General features: G+C 69.7%; 23 protein-coding genes. 9 read left to right on the top strand and 14 right to left on the bottom strand.

Annotation, left to right across the window (positions count from 1 at the left end; genetic code table 11):
• Window positions 1-155: 155 nt before the first annotated feature.
• The 5 genes from Acy02nite_RS27670 (at window position 156) to Acy02nite_RS27690 (ending at window position 4,131) form a co-directional block, all read left to right on the top strand.
• Window positions 156-806 carry a response regulator gene (locus Acy02nite_RS27670; RefSeq protein WP_203745756.1) on the top strand — a complete coding sequence of 217 codons (651 nt, stop codon included), beginning with the start codon at window positions 156-158 and terminating at the stop codon, window positions 804-806.
• A 283-nt stretch (window positions 807-1,089) separates the two neighbouring features.
• Window positions 1,090-1,653: a hypothetical protein gene (locus tag Acy02nite_RS27675; protein WP_203745758.1), complete on the top strand. Its 564-nt coding sequence runs from the start codon at window positions 1,090-1,092 to the stop codon at window positions 1,651-1,653.
• Window positions 1,654-1,750: 97 nt separating this feature from the next.
• Window positions 1,751-2,581 (top strand): alpha/beta fold hydrolase, encoded by an 831-nt coding sequence (locus Acy02nite_RS27680; protein WP_203745760.1) that lies wholly within the window; start codon window positions 1,751-1,753, stop codon window positions 2,579-2,581.
• A complete protein-coding gene (locus Acy02nite_RS27685; RefSeq protein ID WP_203745762.1) occupies window positions 2,574-3,185 on the top strand; it encodes a TetR/AcrR family transcriptional regulator in 612 nt (203 codons plus the stop codon). The genes Acy02nite_RS27680 and Acy02nite_RS27685 overlap by 8 nt, the downstream gene beginning before the upstream one ends.
• A 10-nt stretch (window positions 3,186-3,195) precedes the next feature.
• Window positions 3,196-4,131: a DUF389 domain-containing protein gene (locus tag Acy02nite_RS27690; RefSeq protein ID WP_203745764.1), complete on the top strand. Its 936-nt coding sequence runs from the start codon at window positions 3,196-3,198 to the stop codon at window positions 4,129-4,131.
• Here Acy02nite_RS27690 and Acy02nite_RS27695 read toward each other — a convergent pair.
• Window positions 4,109-4,861: an alpha/beta fold hydrolase gene (locus Acy02nite_RS27695; RefSeq protein ID WP_203745766.1), complete on the bottom strand. Its 753-nt coding sequence runs from the start codon at window positions 4,859-4,861 to the stop codon at window positions 4,109-4,111. The genes Acy02nite_RS27690 and Acy02nite_RS27695 overlap by 23 nt on opposite strands.
• 89 nt (window positions 4,862-4,950) lie before the next feature.
• Here Acy02nite_RS27695 and Acy02nite_RS27700 point away from each other — a divergent pair, with 89 nt between their 5' ends.
• Entirely contained in the window at window positions 4,951-5,712 is a 762-nt protein-coding gene (locus tag Acy02nite_RS27700) for an AraC family transcriptional regulator (protein ID WP_203745768.1), read from the top strand.
• Window positions 5,713-5,780: 68 nt separating this feature from the next.
• Window positions 5,781-6,197 carry a CBS domain-containing protein gene (locus tag Acy02nite_RS27705; RefSeq protein WP_203745770.1) on the top strand — a complete coding sequence of 139 codons (417 nt, stop codon included), beginning with the start codon at window positions 5,781-5,783 and terminating at the stop codon, window positions 6,195-6,197.
• Window positions 6,198-6,212: 15 nt separating this feature from the next.
• Here Acy02nite_RS27705 and Acy02nite_RS27710 read toward each other — a convergent pair whose 3' ends face one another.
• The 13 genes from Acy02nite_RS27710 to Acy02nite_RS27770 all read right to left on the bottom strand — a co-directional run bounded on the left by Acy02nite_RS27710 (window position 6,213) and on the right by Acy02nite_RS27770 (window position 17,823).
• The gene (locus Acy02nite_RS27710) at window positions 6,213-6,542 is read right to left on the bottom strand and encodes a hypothetical protein (RefSeq protein ID WP_203745772.1); all 330 of its coding nucleotides are present in this window, start codon (window positions 6,540-6,542) and stop codon (window positions 6,213-6,215) included.
• A gap of 238 nt (window positions 6,543-6,780) precedes the next feature.
• On the bottom strand, window positions 6,781-7,038 hold the full coding sequence (locus Acy02nite_RS27715) for a nucleotidyltransferase domain-containing protein (protein ID WP_203745774.1): 258 nt from the start codon (window positions 7,036-7,038) through the stop codon (window positions 6,781-6,783).
• Window positions 7,039-7,772: 734 nt separating this feature from the next.
• Window positions 7,773-8,111: an Imm51 family immunity protein gene (locus Acy02nite_RS27720; protein WP_203745776.1), complete on the bottom strand. Its 339-nt coding sequence runs from the start codon at window positions 8,109-8,111 to the stop codon at window positions 7,773-7,775.
• Between the two features lie 400 nt (window positions 8,112-8,511).
• Window positions 8,512-9,282, bottom strand: coding sequence for a transposase (locus Acy02nite_RS47635; protein WP_203745778.1), 771 nt, complete (start codon window positions 9,280-9,282; stop codon window positions 8,512-8,514).
• Window positions 9,188-10,060: a hypothetical protein gene (locus Acy02nite_RS27730; RefSeq protein WP_203745780.1), complete on the bottom strand. Its 873-nt coding sequence runs from the start codon at window positions 10,058-10,060 to the stop codon at window positions 9,188-9,190. Before Acy02nite_RS27730 ends, Acy02nite_RS47635 begins: the two co-directional genes overlap by 95 nt.
• Window positions 10,061-10,233: 173 nt before the next feature.
• Window positions 10,234-11,598 (bottom strand): permease prefix domain 1-containing protein, encoded by a 1,365-nt coding sequence (locus Acy02nite_RS27735; protein WP_203745782.1) that lies wholly within the window; start codon window positions 11,596-11,598, stop codon window positions 10,234-10,236.
• Window positions 11,595-11,966: a PadR family transcriptional regulator gene (locus Acy02nite_RS27740; protein ID WP_203745784.1), complete on the bottom strand. Its 372-nt coding sequence runs from the start codon at window positions 11,964-11,966 to the stop codon at window positions 11,595-11,597. The genes Acy02nite_RS27735 and Acy02nite_RS27740 overlap by 4 nt, the downstream gene beginning before the upstream one ends.
• 241 nt (window positions 11,967-12,207) lie before the next feature.
• Window positions 12,208-12,576, bottom strand: coding sequence for a YciI family protein (locus tag Acy02nite_RS27745; protein ID WP_239175265.1), 369 nt, complete (start codon window positions 12,574-12,576; stop codon window positions 12,208-12,210).
• Window positions 12,577-12,670: 94 nt separating this feature from the next.
• A complete protein-coding gene (locus Acy02nite_RS27750; protein ID WP_239175266.1) occupies window positions 12,671-13,207 on the bottom strand; it encodes a LytR C-terminal domain-containing protein in 537 nt (178 codons plus the stop codon).
• A 59-nt stretch (window positions 13,208-13,266) separates the two neighbouring features.
• A complete protein-coding gene (locus Acy02nite_RS27755) occupies window positions 13,267-14,643 on the bottom strand; it encodes a GH1 family beta-glucosidase (protein ID WP_203745793.1) in 1,377 nt (458 codons plus the stop codon).
• 41 nt (window positions 14,644-14,684) lie between these two features.
• A complete protein-coding gene (locus tag Acy02nite_RS27760; protein ID WP_203746211.1) occupies window positions 14,685-15,542 on the bottom strand; it encodes a carbohydrate ABC transporter permease in 858 nt (285 codons plus the stop codon).
• 48 nt (window positions 15,543-15,590) lie between these two features.
• Window positions 15,591-16,496, bottom strand: coding sequence for a carbohydrate ABC transporter permease (locus Acy02nite_RS27765; protein ID WP_203745795.1), 906 nt, complete (start codon window positions 16,494-16,496; stop codon window positions 15,591-15,593).
• A 61-nt stretch (window positions 16,497-16,557) separates the two neighbouring features.
• Window positions 16,558-17,823: an ABC transporter substrate-binding protein gene (locus tag Acy02nite_RS27770; RefSeq protein WP_203745797.1), complete on the bottom strand. Its 1,266-nt coding sequence runs from the start codon at window positions 17,821-17,823 to the stop codon at window positions 16,558-16,560.
• A gap of 268 nt (window positions 17,824-18,091) precedes the next feature.
• Here Acy02nite_RS27770 and Acy02nite_RS27775 point away from each other — a divergent pair, with 268 nt between their 5' ends.
• Complete coding sequence (locus tag Acy02nite_RS27775) at window positions 18,092-19,072, top strand: LacI family DNA-binding transcriptional regulator (protein ID WP_239175267.1); 981 nt, start codon at window positions 18,092-18,094, stop codon at window positions 19,070-19,072.
• Window positions 19,073-19,234: 162 nt separating this feature from the next.
• A complete protein-coding gene (locus Acy02nite_RS27780) occupies window positions 19,235-23,389 on the top strand; it encodes an RCC1 domain-containing protein (protein WP_203745808.1) in 4,155 nt (1,384 codons plus the stop codon).
• The last annotated feature ends 37 nt before the right edge of the window (window positions 23,390-23,426 follow it).

Below are 23,426 nucleotides of genomic sequence, written 5' to 3' on the forward strand. Positions count from 1 at the left end.
TCGCGCGGATCGCGACGGGAAGCAACCCGGGGTATGTCTGCCACCCAGCGTGCCGGGCGCGGGCAGCGCCCGGTCAGGGCCGAAGGTCCCCTCTCCCGCACGCCACGGGACTTTGGTCCCTGGAGGCGGGGCGGACGGCACGGTAAGAAGTAGGCATGATCCGAGTCTTTCTGCTCGACGACCACGAGGTGGTCCGCCGCGGCCTGGTCGACCTGTTGCAAGCGGACGGCGACATCGAGGTGGTCGGCGAGTCCGGCCTGGCTCAGGAGGCGACCCGGCGCATCCCGGCGCTGCGGCCGCACGTGGCGATCCTCGACGCCCGGCTGCCCGACGGCAACGGCATCGACGTGTGCCGGGACGTGCGAGCCGTCGACTCGACGATCAAAGGCCTGATCCTGACCTCGTACGAGGACGACGAGGCGCTGTTCGCCGCGATCATGGCAGGCGCCTCGGGGTACGTGCTCAAGCAGATCCGCGGCACCGACCTGCTCGACGCCGTGCGCCGGGTCGCGGCCGGCCAGTCGCTGCTCGACCCCGCGGTCACCCAGCGGGTGCTGGAGCGCATCCGGCACGGCGTGGAGCAGCCGCGGGAGCTGGCGTCACTGACCGACCAGGAACGCAAGATCCTGGAGCTGATCGCCGAGGGGCTGACCAACCGCGAGATCGCCGGCCGCATGTTCCTGGCCGAGAAGACGGTCAAGAACTACGTCTCCAGCCTGCTCGCCAAGCTCGGCCTGGAACGCCGCACCCAGGCCGCCGTCCTCGCCACCCGCCTGCTCGGCGAGCACCCCCACGCCGGAAGCTAGCCGTGCCCTGCCGGTGGCCGGCTCGCGGCACGGCTCACGCTCGCGAGCTGGGTCTCACCGTGGTTATGAGGCACGAATACCACGGTGAGACCCAGCCGACAAGCTCGCGCCGAGCCGCCTGAGCGAGGTGGACGTCCGTCCCACCACCGTTGCGCGGAGGCGTTGCTCGGATGGGCGTACCAACGGGCGAGAGGCCCGGCCAAGGTCCGGGAACCGCTTCGGTGGCTGGTGGGTCGCCCGGGCTGCGGGGTCGTCCGGCGGGCAAGGCCTAGAGTCTTGGATCGTGAAGCGCGTATTGATCCCTGTGGCTGTCGTCTTCGTTGTCCTGCTCGGGATGATCGCGGTCGGTGTCGTGGGGCAGATCCGCGCCGCTCGGCGGGAGGCCGCGCAGGACGCCGCCTACGAGCGGATCGCCGCAGCTCATCAGCTCGAGCTCTCGGTGGCGTCGATCGCGGGCGCCCGGCGGACCGGCCAGGTGTCACACTTCGCGCTGGTCCCGTCGGTCGTGCCGCCGGGCGTCGTCCGGATGGACCCGTCGGTCGCGCTGGCCGACGACGGGGTGACGGACCTCTATGCGTACGGGGACATGAAGGTGGTCGTGAACTTCACCGGCGTGCCGGGGCCGCAGCCGTGCGCCGGCAACCCGTGCCTGCGCGACACCGCCTTGACCGTCGGGACCAGTGATGCCTCGGGCCTGCGTCACGTCGCGATCTGGGTGGTCGGCCCGGCGTCGCCGGACGTCGAGGCGGTCAAGCGGTTCTGGGTGTCGGCCTCGTTCGTGCGGGTCGCCGACGCGGCGTGGTTCACGGAGCTGGCCGCGCAGGGTGACATCTACGCCCGCCGTTAGCTAATGGCCGTAGCTTTCCTCCTCGCGGCCCTTGCGCCCCTCGGCTAACTGCATTAGCTTTAGGGCTAACAGCGATAGCCAACTGGGGAGACACACCATGACCGAGTACCTGACCATCGACGGTGGGACCATCGCCTACGACGTGACCGGCGACGGCCCGCTCGTCGTCCTCGTCCCGGGCATCGGCAACAGCCGCAGCGCGTACCGGTTCGTCGCGCCCCGCCTGGTCGAGGCCGGCTACCGGGTCGCCACGATGGACCTGCGCGGCGCCGGGGAGTCCAGCGCGCAGTGGCCGTCCTACTCGCGCACCGACATCGCCGGCGACGTCCTCGCCGTGATCCGCCACCTGGGCGGCCCGGCCGTGCTCGTCGGGCACTCGATCTCCGGTGGCGCCGCCACGATCGCCGCCGCACAGGCGCCCGACCTGATCACCGGCATCGTCGAGCTGGCGCCGTTCACCCGCGCGCAGTCGTTCAGCCTCGGCGATCTGGGCAACAGCCGGTACCGCAGGGGCGCGGTCAAGATGGCCGGCACGATGATGGGCAGCCTGTCGTCGTGGAAGGGCTACCTCGACCTGGCGTACCCGGGAAGCAAGCCGGCCGACTGGAGCACCGACCTCGCCGGGGTCGAGGCCATGCTGCGCGAGCCCGGACGCATGAAGGCGCTGCAGAAGATGACCCAGACGTCCCCGGCCGACGCCGGCGCCCAACTCGGCAACGTGCGCTGCCCCGCCCTGATCATCGAGGGGACCCTCGACCCGGACTGGGCCGACCCGCACGCCGAGGGCACCGCGATCGTGACCGCGATGCCGGCCGGCCTGGCCCGGCTTGAGATGATCGACGGCGCCGGTCACTACCCGCACGTCCAGTTCCCCGACGAAACGGTGTCCCTGATGCTGAACTTCCTGCAGGCGACCGCTCGTGCCTAGGGCCGGGCTCGCCCCGGCCGCGGTGGTCGACGCCGGCGCCGCGCTCGCCGACGAGGTCGGCTTCGAGAAGCTGACCATGGGGCTGCTGGCGGAACGGCTCGGCGTGCGGACACCGTCGCTCTACAAGCACGTCGAGTCGCTCGAAGCGCTGCGCCGGGGCATCACGCTGCAGGCCATGCGCGACTTCACGGACGCGGTGTCGCGGGCCGCAGTCGGGCAGTCCGGCGCCGCCGCGGTCCGGGCGTTCGCCGACGCGTACCGTCGATGGGCCGTCGCTCACCCCGGGCGATACGCCTCCGCCATCCGGGCGCCGGGCGACGGCGACGAGGACGAGGAGCTCCGGCAGGTGAGCAACGAACTCATGCGGATCATGTACGACGTCCTGGCCGGCTTCGAACTGCGCGGCACGCACGCCGTCGACGCGGCCCGGGTGCTGCGCTCCAGCCTGCACGGCTTCGCCACCGTGGAGGCGGCCGGCGGTTTCGGGCTGCCCCGCGACGTCGACCGCAGCTACCGGTTCCTCGTCGACACGCTCGTGGCCGGTCTCCAGCACGTCCCGGTCGAGCCGTCCGGGGCCGCGTCCAGCCGAGAGTTCCACGAGTGAGGGGTCGTCCATGCTGCACGTCCGGGTGATCACGCCGGAAAAGGTCACCAGCCGCGTCCGGGCGGCTCTGGCCGGTGACGATGCGATCACCCACCTCGTCGTGCTGCCCGGCGCGGCCCTGTCGCCGGCCGGGGATGTCGTCGAGTTCGACGTCGTCCGTGAGGGCGCCAGCGCGGTGCTCGACCGCCTGCGCGCCCTCGGTCTGGAACAGGACGGCGCGATCGTCGTCGAACGCGTCGACGCCACCATGTCGGCGGCCGCCGACCGGGCCGCCCGGCGCATGCCCGGGCTCGGCGTCGACGCGGTCGTCTGGCACGAGATCGAGCAGCAGACCGGCGAGGAGACCGAGCTGTCGGCCTCGTTCCTGGCGTTCATGGCCGTCGCCACCGTCATCGCCGCGGTCGGCGTCCTGCTCGACCAGCCGATCCTCATCGTCGGGTCGATGGTGGTCGGCCCCGAGTTCGGCCCGCTCGCCGCCCTCTGCGTCGGCCTGGTCCAGCGCAAATGGCACCTGGTCCGCCGTTCCGGGATCGCGCTCGGCGTCGGCTTCCCGTTCGGCATGCTGGTCACCATCGGCGCGGTGTGGCTGCTGACCGCCGCGGGTCTCGTCGACAAGTCGATGCTGCTGGCCGACCGGCCGCTGACCGACTTCATCTGGCAGCCCGACGCGCTGTCCTGGGTGATCGGCTTCCTCGGCGGGGTCGCCGGCATCCTGTCGCTGACCTCGGCGAAGGCCGGCACGCTCGTCGGCGTCCTGATCTCGGTCACCACCGTGCCGGCCGCCGCGAACGCCGCGGTCGCGCTGGCCTACGGAGCCGGCGACGAGGCCGCCGGCTCCGCCCTGCAGCTGGTCATCAACCTGGCCGCGATCGTCGCCGGCGGCGTGCTGACCCTGCTCACCCAGCACGTGCTGTGGCGGTCCGTCAGCTCGGCACGAAAGCGCTGATCGCCCGGGCGAGCGCGTCCGGCGCCTCCAGCGGGATCAGATGCCCGCTCCCCGGGACCACTTCAAGATCACCCCTGCTGAGGTACGGCATCAGGTGCGCCCGCAGCGCCCCGACCGGCTCGACCCGATCGTGCTCGCCGGCCACCACCAGCACCGGCACGTCGATCTCCCGCGTACGGGCGGTGATGTCCCGCGCGATCCCCCGCAGCGGCCACTCCGAGCGAGCCGCCGGGCCACTGTCCCGCGAGTCCGCCACCACCTGCAGTGCCAGGTCATCGGCGAGCGGCGTCGCGGTGAGGACGTGGTCGCGGACGCCGGCCACGCTCTCGTCGGAATCGTACGCCCGGGCCAGCTGCTCCTGATACTCGGCGGTGACGACCGCCGGCGGCTCGGCCGGGCCGGGAGCGACGAGCACCAGCCCGGTGAGCCCGGCCGGGCGGGTGGCCGCCACCAGTTGGGCGACCTTGCCGCCCATCGAGTGGCCGACCAGCACGTAGTCGCGCAGTCCCGCGTCCGCGACCACGTCGAGGGTGTCCTGCGCGAGCTGATCCAGGGTGTACGGCCCGGGCAGCTCCCGCGATCGTCCCCATCCCCGCGCGTCGACCGCGACGGCGTCCCGCCCCGGCAGGCGGTCGATCACCGGTTGCCAGGTGCGGGCCGAGCCGCCCCAGTAGTGCAGGAACACGAGCGTCAGGCCGGAACCCCGGTGATGGTCATAAGTGGGCAACATGAGCGTTCTCCTTTCGCCCTGCAAATCAACCATCGAACAGTTCTGGCGGCATCGTCGTGGCCTGACAGCCCGTGGTGAAAACTGGACACATGATTCGGCAGCTGGTCTACCAACCGCCTCGCGAGGCGCAGACCCCGGTGGAGACGATGACGTTCGCGCGGCTGCGGTCGCTGAACGACGGCGGAACCCAGCGGGCCGACTTCCACGTGCTCGCCTTCGTCCGCACCGGCCACGGCAGCGTCACCGCGGACTTCGCCACGCACGCTCTCGGCCCGCGCAGCGTCTTCCTGATCGCGCCCGGAGTCGTGCACCGCTGGACCGGCATCGAGCGGCTCGCGGGCGACCTGGTGCTGTTCGAGCCGGCCGGGCCCGTGCCGCAGGCGGCCGAGCCGTGGATCGCCGGGCCACCCGCCTGGCGCGCCCTCGACCATCTGCGATACGAGTTCGGCCTGTCCGACCGCCGATCGGAGGTGCTCCGGCTGCTCCTGTCGGCGCTGCTGTTGCGCCTCGACCCGCCGGCCGGCGACCGTGCTGCGCCCGACGACACGTTCCAGCGTTTCCGGCTGGCCGTCGAGGAGGACTTCCGCAGCCACCACGACGTCGGCCACTACGCCCGGCGGCTGGGCTACTCGGAGCGGACGTTGTCGCGCAGCGCGCACGCGGCTACCGGGCGCTCGGCCAAGGACTACCTCACCGGGCGCCTGCTCCTGGAGGCCAAGCGCCTGCTCGTCCACGACGGACTGAGCCCGGCCGCGTGCGGGCGGCGACTGGGCTTCCCCGACGCGTCGAACTTCTCGGCGTTCTTCCTGCGTGGCACCGGCGTACGCCCGGGGGCCTGGAATCCGCATTGATCCACCTGAATCACTCGGCAAGGTGCGGGTATGCGTTCGGAGTAGGCACGACAACCCGAGGAGGGGACATGGCCACCGCACGCGAGATCATGACACCCGACGCCACCTGCGTCGGCGAGAAGGAAACACTGGCCGACGCCGCCCGCAAGATGGCCGACCTCGAGGTCGGCTCCCTGCCGATCTGCGGCGACGACAACCGGCTCAAGGGAATGCTCACCGACCGCGACATCGTCGTGAAGGCCGTGGCGCAGGGCCGCAACCCCGCCGAGGTCACCGCGGGTGAGCTGGCGCAGGGCAAGCCGGTCACGATCGGCGCGGACGACGACGCCACCGAGATCCTGCGCACGATGGGTCAGCACCAGGTGCGCCGCCTGCCGGTCATCGACGGGCACCAACTGGTCGGGATGGTGGCGCTCGCCGACGTGGCCCGCGCCCTGCCGGACCGCCCGGTCGGCGACCTGATCGATGCGATCACCAAGGGCTGACGGCCCGAGGTCGATTCAGTCGACCGGCTGCCTGTGCTGCACCCGGTCGAGCACCCGTGTCAGTTCCGGTCCCAGTTCGCCGACCAGCTCATGCCCCGGCTCACCGCGGTTCGGCAGGTTCCACAGGAAGTGGAAGGCGACAGCTTTCCTCTCCTCCTGCCCGCCGGACCGCGCAACCGCCTCCATGAAGTCGAGTGTGCTGCGCCAATCCGGCTCGTCCCGGTCACCCAGGTAGGACCGGACCGTCACCTGGACCACTTCCCAGAAGAACAACCCGGGCGCGAACTCGCCGTAGGCTTCGACGTTGTTGACGTAGACGTAATCGAAGTCAGGGAATGTCGACAAGAGAGCTCGGGCAATCTTCTCCACGGCTTCCCGATGACTGTTCATCAGCATCCCAGACCCGAGCATTTCCGGAAGTCGACATACTTGTTGGCCGGCGCGTCGCTGATCCCCTGACACCGCACGTCACCGATCCTGGCTGCAGGCCGGTCCAGCATTCCCTCGGGCCACCGTTGGCCAGCCCAAGGCCCGCTTGGCACGATCACGTGTCCCTCCTCGTCTCTGGCGACAAGCGCGAAGCTCAGATCCAGCCCGCCGCGCACGAAGTCGAGTTGCCGATCATGCGGGGCTCGGGAAGCAGTTCATAGCCGCGCCCCGTGAGCGCGGCGGCGAGCCGGCCCGCGTCCGACGACCAGGCGAACCAATCCACATCCCGGTGGGGCCGGGTCACACGCCCGAGGAAGAAGTCCATCGCCCGGCCACCACGAAGCCACACCTCCAGGCCGAGCGCGGTCACCTCCACAATCGCCTCAAGCTGTTCCTGTTCCGCAGCGCCCATGTTTCCACCTGTCCCGAGTCAACGCGCAGAGCTGGCGCACGGTGATCCAAAGCCAGGAAGTATCCCTACATCCGGGCCTCCAAGCATCCGGATTTGCCGCCGACCGGGTCCCCCAGCCGGTGGCGCTCGAACTCGGTGACAAATCCAAAGTCAGAGCGCATGCGAGCGATCCCGAGCGTGAGAGCATACGTGTCCATCGAGGAGGCGGGGTTTGATCCGGTTGTTCGGCCGCGCGATCGAGCAGAGATCAGTGCGGTCATGGTGGGGATTACCCGTGCCCGCTGACCTGCGCGTCGTCTCCAACGACGAACTGAGAGAGCTGATCAGCACCGCTGAGCAGCGAGGGTTCAGCCGCACCGCCAAGGATCTTCACCCGCGAGGTGGGGAGACATTCGCCTTGCTCCCGTACCTCTACGAGGGCTCCCCAGAGGCTTCATGGATGTGCTTGGTCGTCCACGTCGACGACTGGAGCCCACCGCCCGGTTCTCGGCCTCAAGTTGCCTTCGGCCGTCTCGACATCGCCCTGGTCGACTTCAACTCCCTACGACGTGCCAGACGTCGGCAGCGAGACCAGTTACTCCACTGGACAGCGTGGCTCGCCTTCAAGGGCAGACCAGTCCCGGCGGGTGGCGCTGAAACTCAGCGCCACGAACTCGGCCCTGAAACCGATGGCGCCGAGACTGACTGACAGCCTGCGCTGGAAGTCGGTTCTGGCACAGAAAGTGTGGAGGCAGTCAGTCGTCGAACTCGAAACCGGTGGTAGCCGCTAGATCAACGAGTTGCCGCAGTCTGCTCTCTTCTGTTGCGACCTTGTGCAGTCGAGCGGCCAAGTCTTCGAGTACGGCGCGGTCGTCGCTGTATGCACAGAAGGCTCCACCTTCCGGATCGGGCGAGAATCGCCCGGCAAGACTCGGTGCTTCAGAGGCTACGAGCAGCTCGGCGACGCCTTCCCAGAAGTAGCCGTTTGCCTCGTGGCCGAGTTCGTGGATGATCTCGTCAACGTCGGTGGTGCCGGCTTCGAGCCAAAGGCTGTACCCGCCTGACTCCGTTGGTTCGATCTCGATCGGGTCCACGGACCGATCTTGGCACACAGCTCGTGCGGCTTTCGTTGCCACGCTCAGAGTCAGTAAGCAAGTAGGACTCGCTTACGGAGCAGGTCGAAGCCTGCTCGGCCGTACATCTGCCGTTTGATCATCTTGATCCGGTTGACGTTGCCTTCCACCGGCCCCCGAACTATGCGGCAAGGTCAGGCCCGCGGTAACAGCGTCCAAGTCATTGGTCAGGCCGGTGGCGAAGCTGGTGATACCTGGCAACCCAGCCTGCTGCGCCGCTGCGATCCACTCGCCGAGTCGGTCGCCGTGCAGGCCGGCCATCATCTGGGCGAACGAGCGCACCAGGTCAGCGGCGGCGGTCAGCTCTGGGGAGCGTTCGAGGATTGCTCGCAGTTGGTCGGTGTCGCGCTCGATCAGCTGATCAGGGGGGCGGCAGATCCAGCCGGTGACTTCCCGAACCGATGGAGGCTTGGTCATCTTGCTCAGGTCCGGGCGGGTGCGGTGCTGCTCGACGACGGCGCGGACGATGCCGTACTTGCCGGTGAAGCCCTGCGCGGCGATTTCGCGGTGCAAGGTGGCGGCTTTGAGGCAATCCTCGGCGATGCGCCGCAGGAGGTGTGGCTTGAACGGGTCGAGGCTGCTCGGACGTGGCTTCTGCCCGACGATCATCTCTTGCCAGGTGGCGGCACGCGCGTATCGGGAGATGGTGTTGGCTGCAGATCACATCCGGCTTCGAGTGCGCGTCGAGCCAGCCGGCCAGCGGCGCGGCGTCGCGCCCAGGTAGCAGGTCGACCACTCGTCCGTCTTCGCAGTCGATCAGGACGGTGCCGTAGTTCTGGCCCTCCTTGATCGCGAAGTCGTCGACACCCAGGACTGTCACCGGACGCTCGGGTGGGTCTGGCAGTGCCCGTATCAGCCGTAGCAGGCTGCTCCGGCTGGTGACCATCCCGAGCACTGCGCCGAGCCGTGCCCCTGCTCGGCGGACGAGCGCCAGGGCGATCGCCGTGAGCGTCCGGCGCAAGCCGTCCGTGCTACGCACTCGGCGGCAGGTCACACCGTCTACCTGCTCGACGAATGTCCGTGGGATGCAGGCGGCGTTACCGCAGATGAATCGGCGTACTTGAAGTTGGATCCTGGTCGCCACGCCCGCGATCGGAACATCTCTCAGCTCGCGCGAGTACCGTCCGTGCACTCGGTTCGACGTCGTGCCGCAGGATCGACAGGCCGTCATCCGGGCTCGTACGCTGGCCGACAGCCATAACCCTCCGTCGGACTGCTCGATCTTTCTCGATGCTGAGCGCATCGAGATGCGCGCCCTCGTCGGTGGCGGACAGCAGCAGTTCGTCCACCGGCTCGCGTCGCAGCCAGGCGTAATTCAGATCGACACCATCGTCCAGCGCGGCGGTGACCGCGGCCGGGGCGCCGGCGGGCAGCGGCACACCGGCACGGACTGCGGCGAGACCGGCCGCGTAGCGTTCGTCGGCACTCCCCGTGAACGGGAACCGGGCGGCAGCGCCTGCCGGATCGAGCTCGCCGAGCGCGAGCAGCAACGAACTCCATACCGCCGGATCGGTCTTGATCGCGAAGCGATCGTGCAACAGCGTGACCGGGCCGTCGACCTGGGCCACGACGTACGCCGCTGCAGCTCTAACCCGAGGATCAGGGTCGTCGAGCGGTGGCAGCGGTTGGGCGGCGACCGCGGCCCGGACCTCGTCGAACAGCTCCCCGTAGGCGTGATTGCAGTCAGCGAGCATGCCGAGAAGCCAACTGAACTCGTCGCGCCGGGCAGGTGCATGGTGAGCGAGGCCGGCAAGGAAGGGAACGGCCGCGACCGTGGCTGAGTAAAGCGTGCCCTGCGGAAAAACCAGGTCGACGATCGTGTCGAATTCGGCGTCGCGCAGCAGGCCGGGCAGGTCGTCGGCGCAGCCTTCGGCGTGTTCCAACGCCGCCCAGTCGATGTCGTCGATCACTGCCGCACCCTATCCTCCTGATCGGACAAGGGCGTCCAACGGAGTGTAAAGCCCGCCGGGGTCGCATCCTGCGAGAACCCCGGTCGCCGGCGCGGCGAGCACCATGAGGTGACATGCGCCGATGGTGGCGGGTCCGGTCACCCGGCTCGCCACCATCGGATCGCGCGACCAGGTCAGCGGTAGTGGAAGATGGGCGGCAGGAGCAGGACCACGGCCCACATCCACACGGCGTAGACCGGCAGGTACGCCGTCTGCCACCGCTCGATCACCGCGAACGCGCGCCGCCGCCGCACGAAGCCCAGCAGCAGCCAGGCCGACCAGGCGAGGTTGACCAGCAGCACGATGTTCTCGCCGAGCGCCGCCACGTTGTTCGGGGTGGTGCCGTACTCCGCGATGCGCCCGGTCATGGTGTAAAGCACCAGCGCGTCGATGATCAGCGCGCTCGCGACGAGCGCCAGCTGCAGGAAGTCGAACGTGCCGCGCGGCGCGAGTGGGTCGCGGGCCGACATCGAGTAGAGCAGCAGCCCGAGCACCACCGCGAGCAGCAGGTCGAACATCACCAGGGTGTCGCGGTCGACCTCGATGCCGCTGCCGTTCCAGCCGACGGCGACCAGGAAGGCGAGCAGCGCCACCGCGAACAGCGGCGTGAACAGCCGGGTGAGGACCGGTGCGATGTTCTCGATGACGCCCTGCTTGGCTTCGACGAGCCAGCCGGCGACGACGACAGCGGCTGTCGCGCCGCACGGCACGACCCACTGCCAGATGAGCGTCTCGGGGTAGCGCCCGATGGCCTCGAACGTGCCGCCGAGGAACGCGATGAGCACTCCCCCGCCGAGGGCGATGAGCACGAAGTAGACGAACCATTCGCCGCTGAACCGGATGAAGTCCATCCGCCGCCGCGACGAGCGCAGGTCGTCGGCGATGTACGCGATCCCGACCACCAGCCACAGCGCGATCGGCAGGTGCGAGGCGGTGAGCGCCACCGACTGGGACTCGTCGCCGACCGGGTAGACGTTGGCGCCGACCGCTCCGAGCACGAAGAGCGCGGCCAGGACCCCGTACACCTTGATCGAGGCCCGTCGCCGCCAGGCCAGGAACGCGGCCAGCCATGGGAGCGCGAACAGTGCGAGGTTCGTGTCGTAGAACGTTCCCTCGCCCTCGTACCGCTGGCCGAACAGCTCCGGCGCCTTGACCGAGACCGCGGCGCCGGCCGCGCAGACCAGCATCGCGGCCAGGTCCCGCCGCTGCGGGCTGGCCTTCACCGGGTCGCCGGTGAACATCAGCTGCTTCCACAGCCGCTCCGAATGCTCCCGGGCGAACTCTCGGGACAACTCGTCGAGACCGCCCATCCGTTTGACCGCGACGAGGAACGCCTCGTCGGAGCGCAGCCCGATCGCGGTCAGCTCGTCGACGGAGTTGCGCAGATGATCCTCGAGCTCGTCGGCGTCGGAGGCGGCCAGCTCCGGGCGGCGGCGCACATAGTCGCGCCACTGCGCGAACTGCCCCTCCAACTCGTCCGGTTCGTTCGTCACGGTCACGCGGTGCCTCCCCCTGGGGCCATCAGCGGGCGGAAGTCGCCGGCGCCGGGCCAGATCTGTTTGAGCGCGTCGACGACCGTCTCCCACTGGCGATGCTGCTCGGCCAGCTCGGCGATCCCCTGCTCGGTGATGCGGTAGTACTTGCGCTTGCGGCCGCCGCCGGCCGTCTGCCAGCTCGCCTCGACATGGCCGAGCCGTTCCAGCCGGTGCAGCAGCGGATAGAGGAAGCCCTCGGTCCAGTCCAGCTCCCCGCCGGACAGATCGTTGATGCGCCGCAGGATGGCGTAGCCGTAACTGTCGCCCTCGGCCAGGATGCCGAGCACGATCGGTGTGGCCGACGCGGCGACGAGATCCTTGGTGACGCGCACGCTCCCCCCTCCATACCTAGAACTGCGATGCATAGTAGAGCTAGGCATCAACACCGCACAATGATCAAGCCGCAAGACTTCAGAACGGCCGAAGGGTGTGTCCAGGCACCCGGACACACCCTCCACCACCAGCCGCACTCACCCGGCTCGCCCACACGGGTGCATCCGACCCTGGATACACCTCTCACCACCAGCGGGGACTATCCGGCTGGTGGTGAGAGGTGTGACGCCAAGGAGAAGTTCAGCGGGTGAGGCGGGCTTCGCCGGGGCCGCGGAAGCGGTGGATCTCCTGCGGCCAGTCGAGCGCGACCGCCAGCCGCCCAGCCCAGTACCGGGCGGCCTCGTCGTCGGGCACGTCCACGACGCAGAAGCCGCCGAGGTGTTCCTTCGTCTCGGTGTAGGGCCCGTCGGTGAACAGCGGCTCGCCGTCGACCAGGGTGACCGAGCACAACGCGGTCGACCGGTCGAGGGCGCCGTTGGAGAAGAGCAGCACGTCCTGGGCCTGCATCTCCGCGATCACCGCGCGGCTGGCCACACTCTTGGCCCGGATCTGTTCGGGTGTGTGCTCGGGCACCCATTCGTCGTTGAAGCTGATCAGGTATTCCGTCATGGTCGTCTCCTCGCAGGGCGCGGTCGTTCGCCGCTCAGTCATGCCACGAACGGCCGCGCCCGGATCCGACGTCACCGGCGGAGATTTGTGGAACTCAAGCGCCTTTCGGTGCCGGGGCCACGCAGGTGCCGGGCGGGGCGGTCGGCACGCCGATCTGCGCCATCGACTGGTTGACCTCGGTGAACGTGGCCAGCGACCGGAACTTGGAGCCGATCACGATGTCGATGACGTCGTTGGTGCGCTCCGCGCTGTACTCCGGAACGGCGTCGCCGAGGAAGTAGGCGCGGATCCACTGGGCGGCGCCGACCGTCTTCGGCCCGTACTGAATGACGGCCACGTCGGTGACCTTCTTCTTGCTGTCCTTGGTCGGCTGGGTGACGAAGCCGCGATCCTTGAACTCGTTGCTGACCTGGTCGGCCAGGCCCGGCGTGCGGGTGCCGTTGAGCACCCGCAGCTTCACCTGGTCCGCCTCGGTCGGCAGCGTGAGGTTGACCATCGTCGCACCGGCCGGGCAGCCACCGGCCACCGCACCGCCCTGCGAGTCCTTCACGAGCGCGAACACCACAGCCACGGCCGCCGCCACGGCCAGCACACCAAACACCAGATACGCCCGCAGGCGAGTGAACCCCATAAAGACAGAGACGTGTGCGGGGCTCATTTTGTTGCATCGAGTGCTCGTCGTCTCAGCAATCAAGACGAGAAACCGTTCAAAACCACTCTTCCCGTACGTCGGGAGAGCTGTTCCCGGAGCCAGTGGTAGCTCGCCCGGGGCGTGCGGACCCCGGTCGCGTAGTCGACGTGCGCCAGCCCGAACCGCGGACCGTAGCCGCGCGCCCACTCGAAGTTGTCGATCAGCGACCAGTAGAAGTAGCCGCGCAGGTCGACCCGGGCGTCGGCGACCGCCCGGGCCGCTGCCGACACGTGCTCGGCGACGAACCTGATGCGCTCCGGGTCGGCCCCGGTGTCGTCGCGCAGCTCGGCGATGCCGTTCTCGGTGACGTAGACCGGTGGCAGCCCCGGGTACCGCCCGGCGAGCCCGGTCAGCGTGTCGTAGAGCCCGCGCGGCTCGACCGGCCAGCCCAGGTCGGTCAGCGGCACGCCGTCGCGCGGCGCCGACCGTACGCCGATGTCGCTGGCGGTCCGCAGCGCGGGGTCGGGCTGCTCGTGCGGCGTGTCGGCGGCGTGGATGCGGTAGTAGTAGTTGACGCCGAGGAAGTCGAGTGGGGCGCCGATGAGGGACAGGTCGCCGTCGCGCCGGAAGGACAGGTCGCTGACGCCGGCGTAAAGGCGCTCGAAGCCCTCCGGGTAGGCGCGGCCCAGCACCGGGTCGGTGAACTGACGGTTGAGCAGCAGGTCCATCCGGTGGGCGGCCGCCTCGTCCGCCGCCGAGCCGGTGGCCGGCACGGCCGGGGACAGGTTCAGGGTGATCCCGACCCGCGCGGCGGGGGCTGTCGCGCGCAGCGCCGCGACGGCCAGACCGTGCCCGACCAGCAGGTGGTGGGCCGCGGCCAGGGCGCCGTGCCCCTCCCGCGCGCCGGGGGCGTGCCGGCCCTCGGCATATCCGGCGATCGACGACACGTACGGCTCGTTGAGCGTGATCCAGTCCCGGACCCGATCACCGAGCCGGCCGGCGACCACCCTCGCGTAGTCGGCGAACCGCTCGGCGGTGTCGCGCTCCCGCCAGCCGCCGGTGTCCTCCAGCGCTTGCGGCAGGTCCCAGTGGTAGAGCGTGACGAACGGGCGGATGCCCCGCTCGCACAGCGCGTCGACGAGCCGGTCGTAGTAGTCCAGCCCCGCCTCGTTCACCGTGCCGCGACCGGTCGGCATGACCCGTGGCCAGGCGACCGAGAACCGGTACGCGCCCACCCCCAGCCCGGCGAGCAGCTCCACGTCGTCGCGCCAGCGGTGGTAGCTGTCGCAGGCCACCACCCCGGACGAGCCGCCGGTGATCACTCCCGGCCGGCGGGTGAACGTGTCCCAGATGGACTCGCCGCGCCCGTCCTCGGCGACCGCGCCCTCGATCTGGTACGCCGCGGTGGCCGCGCCCCAGAGGAAGTCGTCCGGCATCGCCGGGAGTTCGAATGGTGCCGCCGGTTCATTCAATGTTGTCAACCTTTGATCGCTCCTTGCATGATGCCGCCGACGATCTGCCGGCCGAGAACCATGAAGATCACCAGGATCGGGACCGTGGCCAGCACCGTGCCGGTCAGGGTCAGGGTGTAGTCGGTGGTGTAGCCGCTGGCCAGCGACGACAGGGCGACCTGGACGGTGGCGTTGTTCTGCAGCACGACCAGCGGCCAGAAGAAGTCGTTCCACGCCTGCATGAACGTGAACAGCCCGAGCACGGCCGCGGCCGGGCGGGCGGCCGGCAGGACGACGTGCCAGTAGAGGCCGAACGTGCCGCAGCCGTCCATGCGGCCGGCCTCCAGCAGCTCGTCCGGCACGGCACGGCCCAGGTACTGCGTCATGAAGAACACGCCGAACGCGGTGACCAGGCCGGGGACGATCACGGCGGCGAGCCGGTCGGTCCAGCCGAGCTTGGCCATCAGCAGGTAGAGCGGGATGATGCCGAGCTGCTGCGGCACGACCGACGTGCCGATCGCCAGCGCGAGCAGCACCTTGCGGCCGCGGAAGCGCAGCTTGGCGAAGGCGAACCCGGCCAGCGTCGAGAAGAACACCACGGAGATCGTCACGGACGCGCTGACGATGAACGAGTTCAGCAGCGCCTGGGCGAAGTCGGTGCTGTCGAAGACCCAGGCGATGTTGTCGAACAGGTGACCGCCGGGGATCAGGACCGGGGGCACCTGGGCGACGGCCTCGCTGGTCTGCGACGACACGACGAAGGACCAGTAGAGCGGGAAGACCGACCCGGCGACGACGGCCAGCAGAGCGCCGTACGTCCACACGGACGCGCGCCGCGGGTAGCCGAACCGGCGGCGGCGGGACGGCCGCTTCGGGGCTGCCACCGCCGTACGCGCGGAAGGGGGTTTGTCGGTAAGAACGGTCACGGCGGCCTACTCCTCGTCGTTGGCGATGCGCCGGGTCAGTAGGTAGTTGGCGATCGCGAAGACGGCGATGACCAGGCAGAGCGTCCACGCGATGGCGGAGGCGTAGCCGAAGCGGAACTCCCGGAAGCCCTGCTCGTACATGAACAGGGCGGCGGTCTGGAACTGCCGGTCGGAGCCACCGGTCGGGGTCGACGAGCCGGCGAACAGCAGCGGCTCGGCCATCACCTGCAGGCCGCCGATCGTGGAGATGACGGCCGTGAAGATGATCGTCGGGCGCAGCTGCGGCACGGTGATCCGCCAGAACTGCTGGCCGGACGACGCGCCGTCGAGCTCCGCCGCCTCGTACAGGTCGTGCGGGATCGCCTGCATCGAGGCGAGGTAGATCAGCGCGTTGTAGCCGGTCCAGCGCCAGGCCACGATGACCGAGATCGCCAGGTGCGAGCTCCACGTGTTGGCCTGCCAGTCGACCGGTCCGAGCCCGGTCAGCCCGAGCAGCCAGTTGATCATGCCGAAGTCACGGCCGAACATCTGGGTGAACACGATCGTCACCGCGACGATCGAGGTGATGTTCGGCAGCAGCACGCCCATGCGCAGGCTGGTGCGGGCGCGCAGCCGGTGGTTGAGCAGGTGCGCGATCCAGAGGGCGGCGAGCAGCTGCGGCACGGTGGACAGCACCCAGATGCTCAGGGTGTTGCCCAGGGCGTTCCAGAAGTACGGATCGTGCAGCAGCTCGCGGTAGTTCGCCAGGCCCACCCAGGTGTGCTCGCCGGCGTCCAGCAGGTCCCAGTCGTTGAACGAGACGTACCCGGTGTAGAGCAGCGGGAACAGCCCGAACACACCGAAGAGCAGGAAGAACGGCGTGACGTAGAGGTAGGGCGAGCCCTTCGTGTCGAGCCGGTTGAGCAGGGTCATGTCAATCCTTCACCGGGGTGGCCGGCGGCTCCCCCAAGAGCCGCCGGCCGTGCGAGGTTGGCTACTTCTTCAGGCGGTCGACGTCGCTGACCGTCTGCTGCCAGGACTGTTCGGAGTTCTGCTTGCCCTGCTCGACCCGGACGAGGCCGTCGCGGATGGTGGTCTGGATGTCACCGGTGCGCGGACCCTGGTACTGCGGCTTGAGCTGCTTCGCGGCGGTGGTGAAGATCGTGCCGACCGGCGCGTTGTTGAAGAACGGGTCCTTGTACTGGGCGATCTCCGGCTTGTCGTAGAGCGCCGGGATCGACGGGAGCAGGCCCTGCGAGGTGAAGATCTTCGCCTGCTGCTCCGGGGCGGTCAGCCAGGCGGCGAGCGCCTTGGCCTCCTCGACGTGCTTGCCCTGCTTGGGCACGGTCAGGTACGACCCGCCCCAGTTCCCGCCGCCGCCGGGGACCGCTGCCACGTCCCACTTCCCGGCGTACGCCTTGGCCTGGTCCTTGATCTTCGTCATCATCCACGCGGGGCAGGCGATCGTGGCGAACTGCCCCTTGGCGAAGCCGTTGTTCCACTCCGGCGAGCTCTCGATCAGTTTCGCCGACAGGTTCGCCTGGATCCCCTTGACCACCAGGTCCCAGGCCTTGCGCACCTCGGGGTTGGTGCCGACGACGATGCTGTCGTCCTCGCTGTAGAAGCCCTGCGGCGCCTGGCCGATCACGGCGTTGTAGAGCGCGCCGCCGCCGTCGAAGAACGCGGTGCCCTTCGGCGCCTTCTCGGTGTACTTCTTGCCGGCCTCGATGTACTTGTCCCAGCCGGCCGCCCACTGCGCGGAGACCGCCTCACGGTCGGAGGGCAGCCCAGCCTGCTCGAACAGGTCGCGGCGGTAGCAGATCGCGAGGCCGCCGACGTCGGTGCCGTACCCGATCTGCTTGCCGTCCTTGGTCATCGAGGCCTGCCACTTCCAGGGCAGGTACTGCGACGCGCGGTCGGTGCCCAGGTCGGTGAACTGCTTGCCGACCGCCCGCATCTGGGCGATGAAGCCGGTGTCGACGCCCTCGATGTCGCCGGCGCCGGTCCCTGTCGCGAGGTGCGTGGCCAGGTCCCGGTGGTGGTCGTTGTAGGCGGCCGTGTGCTCGGCGATCTTGATGTTCGGATGGGCCTTCTGGTACTCGTCGTAGAGCGCCTTGTAGCCGAAGTTGCCGAACAGGTTGACGTTGAGCGTGATGTTGCTGCCGCCGCTGCCGGCGTCGCCGCTGGAACCGCAGGCGGTCAGCATCACCGCGGCACCCATGGCCGCCACGAGAGCGCGCGCTGTCCGGGACAAAGACATGCAGAACCTTCCTTTTCGTCAGGTGTAACCGGTTTCATGAAACCGGTTACACGATGCAGAGCATCAAAAGGCGCAGGAGGAGCTGAGGTACGAGACGGCCGGATCCGAGTGCCGCGGCCTTGAGCCAAGAGTTTGCCTACATCGATGTGCATCCTGTCAAGTCACGAGCTTGTAACGGCGTCGACGGGTGTTGACCGTCGCGACACGGCGCTGTTACGGTCTTGAAACCGGTTACATAGGGGCGTCCAGGGTGTCCAGCATCAGAGAAGTGGCACGTCGGAGCGGCGTCTCCGTCGCCACCGTTTCACGGGTCTTCAACACGCCGGAGGTGGTCAGTCAGCAGACGCGACAACTCGTGCTCGATGTGGCCGCCGAGATCGGATACCTGCCGAACGAGTCGGCCCGCACCCTCGCGACGAAGAAGTCCAACATGGTCGGCCTGGTCTGGGACACCGACCACCGCCGGCCCGGCTGGCGGCACCCCTTTCTCCAGGACATCCTGGTCGCGCTCAAGAGCGCCCTCAGCGCCCACGGCCTGCACCTGCTGATGCTCGCACCCGACCAGAGCCCCGGGCAGTCGCGCTTCCTGCGCGCGGTCCAGCGGCACAACGTCGACGGCGTGGTCATCATCGACAACGGCAGCCGGGACCCGGCAGTGCTCGCGCTCGCCGACGCCGGGGTGCCGTGCGTCGCGCTCGACCTGCGGTTCACCGGGCCGGCCTGCACGTACATCACGTCGGACAACGCGGGCGGCGGCCGGCTCGCCGCCCAGCACCTGATCGAACGCGGCCACCGGCGCATCGCGACGATCACCGGGCCGCTGCCGACGTACCCTGCCGTGGAACGCCTCGAGGGCTTCTGCCAGGTGCTGTCCGAGGCGGGTCTCGAGCTCGCCGGCTCGCCGGCCGGGGACTGGTACCTGGAGAGCGGCTACACCGCCATGAAAGAGCTGCTCAGCACCGATCCACGGCCCACCGCCGTGTTCGCCGCGGGCGACGAGATGGCGGTCGGGGCGCTGCGCGCCGCGGACGAGGCCGGGCTGCGCGTGCCGGCGGACGTCGCCATCGTCGGCTTCGACGACATCGAGGTGGCGGCGCTGATCCCTCCCGGACTCACGACCGTCGCCCAGGACAAGACCGGCATCGGCACCGCAGCCGCCGAGTCCATCATGTCCATGCTGACCGACGCCACCACTCCGCTGGCCCCGATCATCCTCCCCACGTCCCTGATCATCCGCGGCTCGTCCTGACGCCTCGGTTCGCCCCGGCGGGCGCCGACGAGTTTCGAGGAAACGCCTCCTGACGTGGTGCGTTCCGCCTGATAATCCCTGGACGAGTGAGTCTTCGGGGGAAGACCACACGGATGCTGCGGGGCTGCGATGGTGGGCTGTGGGCTGAGAAGGATCACGTCGATGGCCACCGCGGCGGTGATGCTGGCGGCGGTGATCACCGGCCCGGCCGCGGCTGACCCGTCGACCGCCCGGTTCACCCAGATCGCCGCCGGGGGCGCCCACACGTGTGCTCGGGCCGACGACGGCGTGACCTACTGCTGGGGCAGCAACTATCTAGGTCAGTTGGGCGACGGCGGAACCACGGACCAGACAACTCCGACGGCGGTTCACGCCCCTGCCGGAGTCGCCCTTACCCAGGTCACTGCCGGTCTTTACCACACGTGCGGGCTGGGCGACGACGCCAACGCCTACTGCTGGGGACAGAACGCCTACGGGCAGTTGGGTGACGGCAGCACCACGAGCCGGACGAGTCCGGTGGCGGTGCTCCCACCCGGCGGGGTGCCCCTCACCCAGATCACCGCCGGGGAATTCCACACGTGCGCGCTGGACAGTGACGGTAACGCGTACTGCTGGGGCGTCGGACTCCACGGCCAGCTGGGCGACGGCGAGGCCATCGACCGGTCGAGTCCGGTGGCGGTGAACGCCCCGGCCGACGGCGTGACCTTCACCCGGATCGCCGCCGGTGGCTACCACACGTGCGGGCTGGGCAGTGACAACAACGCGTACTGCTGGGGCGCCGGCCAATTCGGCACGCTGGGCGACGGAGGTGACGCGAACCAGTCGAGTCCGGTGCCGGTGAGTCTGCCCGCCGGAGTCACCTTCACCCGGATCACCGGCGGCGGTTACCACACCTGCGCACTGGGCAGCGACAGCAAGGCGTACTGCTGGGGAGTCGGCGACACCGGCCAACTGGGCAACGGCGACGACACCACCAATCACTCGACTCCGGTGCCGGTGAACACGCCCGCCGGGGTGACCTTCACCAGGATCGCCGCCGGTGACCATCACACGTGCGCGGTGGGCAGCGACACCAAGGCGTACTGCTGGGGCAACAATCCTCAAGGTCAACTGGGCGACGGCGGCACCACGAACCGGTCGAGTCCGGTGCCGGTGCACGCACCGGACGGGGTGGCTTTCACCGAGCTCGCCCCTGGTTACCACCACACCTGCGGGCTGACCGGCACCGCCACCTATTGCTGGGGCTGGGGCGACCGCGGCCGGTTGGGCACCGGTGACAGCACGGATCATCCGGCTCCGGCCCGGATGTTGTTCGGACCGGCGCCGACCGGGCCGCAACCGCCGACCGCGGTAATGGCCCTGGCCGGTCACGAGGAACTCGTGGTGTATTGGCGGAGCCCGATGGACCAGGGCACCGGGACGCTGACCGGCTTCACGGCGACCGCGTCGCCGGGCGGGCGAACCTGCGCCACCGACCCCGACCAGAGGACCTGCACGATCACCGGGCTCACCAACGGCACCCCCTACACGGTTACCGTGACGGCCACCAGCACGGATGGCACCTCGGCCGCGAGCGACCCCTCCGAGCCGGCCACCCCGACCCCTCCGCCTCCGCCGACCGGCGTCACGGCAACAGCCCATGACCGGCGAATAGCGGTCTCCTGGACGGCCCCGACAGGTCCGGGCCTCGACTTCTTGGACGGCTACACGGCGACCGCGTCCCCGGGCGGGAGAACCTGCGCCGCCGGGATCCGCCCGGCGCTGACGTGCACGGTCACCGGACTGACCAACGGCGCCGCGTACACCGTCACCGTGGTGACCAGAGTTCACGGCGGAACTTCTCCGGCCAGCGCGGTGGCGGGGCCGGTCACCCCGGTCACCGAGCAACCCGCCAGCCCGGTGGTGCAGGTGGCCGCCGGCGTCACTCACAGCTGTGAGCTGGAGGCCGCAGGCCGGGCGTACTGCTGGGGTGACAATCAGACCGGCCAGCTGGGCGACGGCACCGACACGGACCGGCCGAGCCCGACCGCGGTGAACGCCCCGGCCGCCGGCGTGACCTTCACCCAGCTCGCCGTGGGCGGCCGGCACACGTGCGGACTGGGCAGCGACAGCAAGGCGTACTGCTGGGGTGTGGGCGGGCCGTTGGGCAACGGCGACGGCGAGAACCAGTCGAGTCCGGTGCCGGTGGACGCCCCGGCTGCCGGAGTGACCTTCACCCAGCTCACCGCTGGGCTGGCCCACACGTGCGGGCTCGGCAGCGATGCCAAGGCCTACTGCTGGGGCTACAACGGTGACGGCAGGGTGGGCGACGGCACCAACGAGTACCGGATGAGCCCGGTGGCGGTGAACGCGGCGGCCGGGGTGACCTTCACCCAGCTCGCCGCTGGGCTGGCCCACACCTGTGGGCTGGGAAGCGACGCCAAGGCCTACTGCTGGGGCTACGGCAGCTCAGGCCAGTTGGGTGACGGCGGAACCGTGAAGCGGTCGAGTCCGGTCGCGGTGAACGCCCCGGCCGGCGGCGTGACCTTCACCCAGCTCACCGCCGGTGGTTCCCACACGTGCGGGCTGGGCAGCGACACCAAGGCCTACTGCTGGGGCGCCGGCGACCGGGGCCAGCTCGGCGACGGTGACAGCGGCACGTACCGGTCGGGTCCGGTGGCGGTGGACGCACCGGCCGGGGTGACCTTCACCCAGCTCACCGCCGGTGGCGCGCACACGTGCGGGCGGGGCAGCGACACGAAGGCGTACTGCTGGGGCTCGGGTGCCTCCGGCGAGCTGGGCGACGGCGGCACCGCGCAACAGTCGTCCCCGGTGGCGGTGAACGCGCCGGCCGGGGTCACCTTCGTCGGGCTCAGCGCCGGTGGTAGCCACGAATGCGGGCTGGGCAGCGATGCCAAGGCCTACTGCTGGGGCGCCGCGGTCCACGGCCAGCTCGGCAACGGCGACGTCACGAATCAGCCGGCTCCGGTGGCAGTGCTGCCGCCGGACCCTCCGGCGGCCGGACCCCAGCCGTCGGCCGGCCCGACCACCGGCCCGCAACCCTCGCCCAGCGTGCCGGCCAGTCCACAACCGTCGCCGAGCGTGCCGGCCAGTCCACAACCGTCGCCGAGCGCGACCACCACCCCGCAGCCGTCCGCCAGCCCGTCGATCGGGCCGCAGCCGCCGACGGGTGTGACCGCCACCGCCGGGGACAAGGCGATCACGGTGTCCTGGAGTTCAGCGGACTCCGGTGAGGAGACGCCGATCAGATACACGGCGACCGCCTCCCCGGGCGGGAAGTCCTGCACCATCAGCAGTAGCAGTAGCCACGGCGGCATCTGCACGATCAACGGGCTGACCAACGGCACCGCCTACACGGTCTCCGTGACCGCCACCAGCAAGCTGGGAACCTCGCCACCCAGCAGCCCGACCGGTCCGGTTACCCCGGCCGCCGTGCTCCCCGCGGATCGGCCGCAGCCGCCGGTGATCAGGGCCGCGCAGCCTCAGAGCGAGTCGATCGCCGTCGCCTGGGAGCCCGCGGCGCTGGGCGCCGGAACCCTGCTGGGTTACACCGTGACGGCGGCCGCCACCAAGGATCCGTGCTCGTCCACCAAGACCCCGTGCATCGTCACGTCCTCGACCCGCCAGAAGGGCACGGTCCAGCTTGCCGCGGCGGCGCCGGAGCCGGCGACCTGCACCACCACCGGTGCCGACGCCCAGGCCTGCACGATCACGGGGCTGACCAACGGCGTCAGCTATCTCATCAGCATCACCGCGCACACCACCGCGGGCGACTCCGACGCGGACACCAGTGGGCCGGTCGTCACCGTCACTCCCGGTGACCGAGCCCTGGTACGTGGCCCGCGATTCACCACCACCGTCACGGCCTCGGATCCCGCCGGCATCAGCCGGTCCTACCTGGCTGGTGCGGATGGGGCGGGTCTCCCAGCCTCCTACACCAGTGCCGGCCTGAAGACCGGCAGGGACGGCAACCGGACCTTCACCTGGATCGTGCGCGATGCGCTGGGCAACCAGACCAGCGCATCGCGCACCGTGATCGTCGACAACACCCGGCCGACCGTGGCATTCGGCAGAGCGCCCAGGAACGGTGCCACGCTCTCCAGGACCACCACGATCACCGCGACGGCGAGCGACCGTAACGGCATCGCCCGGGTCCAGCTGATGGTGAACGGCAAGCAGGTGGCCGTCGACACCAGGCCCGCGTTCGCCTTCACTCTCCGGCCGGGCCGGTACGGCAAGAGGTTCACCGTCCGGATCCGCGCCTACGACCGGGCCGGCAACCTGCGAGCCACCAGCCAGCGCACCTACCATCGCTGAGCCGGACCGGAAGCGGCGTCCGCGGCTCGGCCCGACA

Origin of the sequence: Actinoplanes cyaneus (assembly GCF_016862095.1) — a bacterium.
Taxonomy (GTDB): domain Bacteria; phylum Actinomycetota; class Actinomycetes; order Mycobacteriales; family Micromonosporaceae; genus Actinoplanes; species Actinoplanes cyaneus.

Coding starts and splice junctions, on each gene's coding strand:
- Acy02nite_RS27695 (WP_203745766.1), bottom strand. CDS start 4,861: ATGTTGCCCACTTATGACCATCACCGGGGTTCCGGCCTGACGCTCGTG.
- Acy02nite_RS27745 (WP_239175265.1), bottom strand. CDS start 12,576: ATGACGGAATACCTGATCAGCTTCAACGACGAATGGGTGCCCGAGCAC.
- Acy02nite_RS27705 (WP_203745770.1), top strand. CDS start 5,781: ATGGCCACCGCACGCGAGATCATGACACCCGACGCCACCTGCGTCGGC.
- Acy02nite_RS27765 (WP_203745795.1), bottom strand. CDS start 16,496: ATGACCCTGCTCAACCGGCTCGACACGAAGGGCTCGCCCTACCTCTAC.
- Acy02nite_RS27715 (WP_203745774.1), bottom strand. CDS start 7,038: ATGGGCGCTGCGGAACAGGAACAGCTTGAGGCGATTGTGGAGGTGACC.
- Acy02nite_RS27680 (WP_203745760.1), top strand. CDS start 1,751: ATGACCGAGTACCTGACCATCGACGGTGGGACCATCGCCTACGACGTG.
- Acy02nite_RS27770 (WP_203745797.1), bottom strand. CDS start 17,823: ATGTCTTTGTCCCGGACAGCGCGCGCTCTCGTGGCGGCCATGGGTGCC.
- Acy02nite_RS27700 (WP_203745768.1), top strand. CDS start 4,951: ATGATTCGGCAGCTGGTCTACCAACCGCCTCGCGAGGCGCAGACCCCG.
- Acy02nite_RS27670 (WP_203745756.1), top strand. CDS start 156: ATGATCCGAGTCTTTCTGCTCGACGACCACGAGGTGGTCCGCCGCGGC.
- Acy02nite_RS27690 (WP_203745764.1), top strand. CDS start 3,196: ATGCTGCACGTCCGGGTGATCACGCCGGAAAAGGTCACCAGCCGCGTC.
- Acy02nite_RS27755 (WP_203745793.1), bottom strand. CDS start 14,643: ATGCCGGACGACTTCCTCTGGGGCGCGGCCACCGCGGCGTACCAGATC.
- Acy02nite_RS27750 (WP_239175266.1), bottom strand. CDS start 13,207: ATGGGGTTCACTCGCCTGCGGGCGTATCTGGTGTTTGGTGTGCTGGCC.
- Acy02nite_RS27780 (WP_203745808.1), top strand. CDS start 19,235: ATGGCCACCGCGGCGGTGATGCTGGCGGCGGTGATCACCGGCCCGGCC.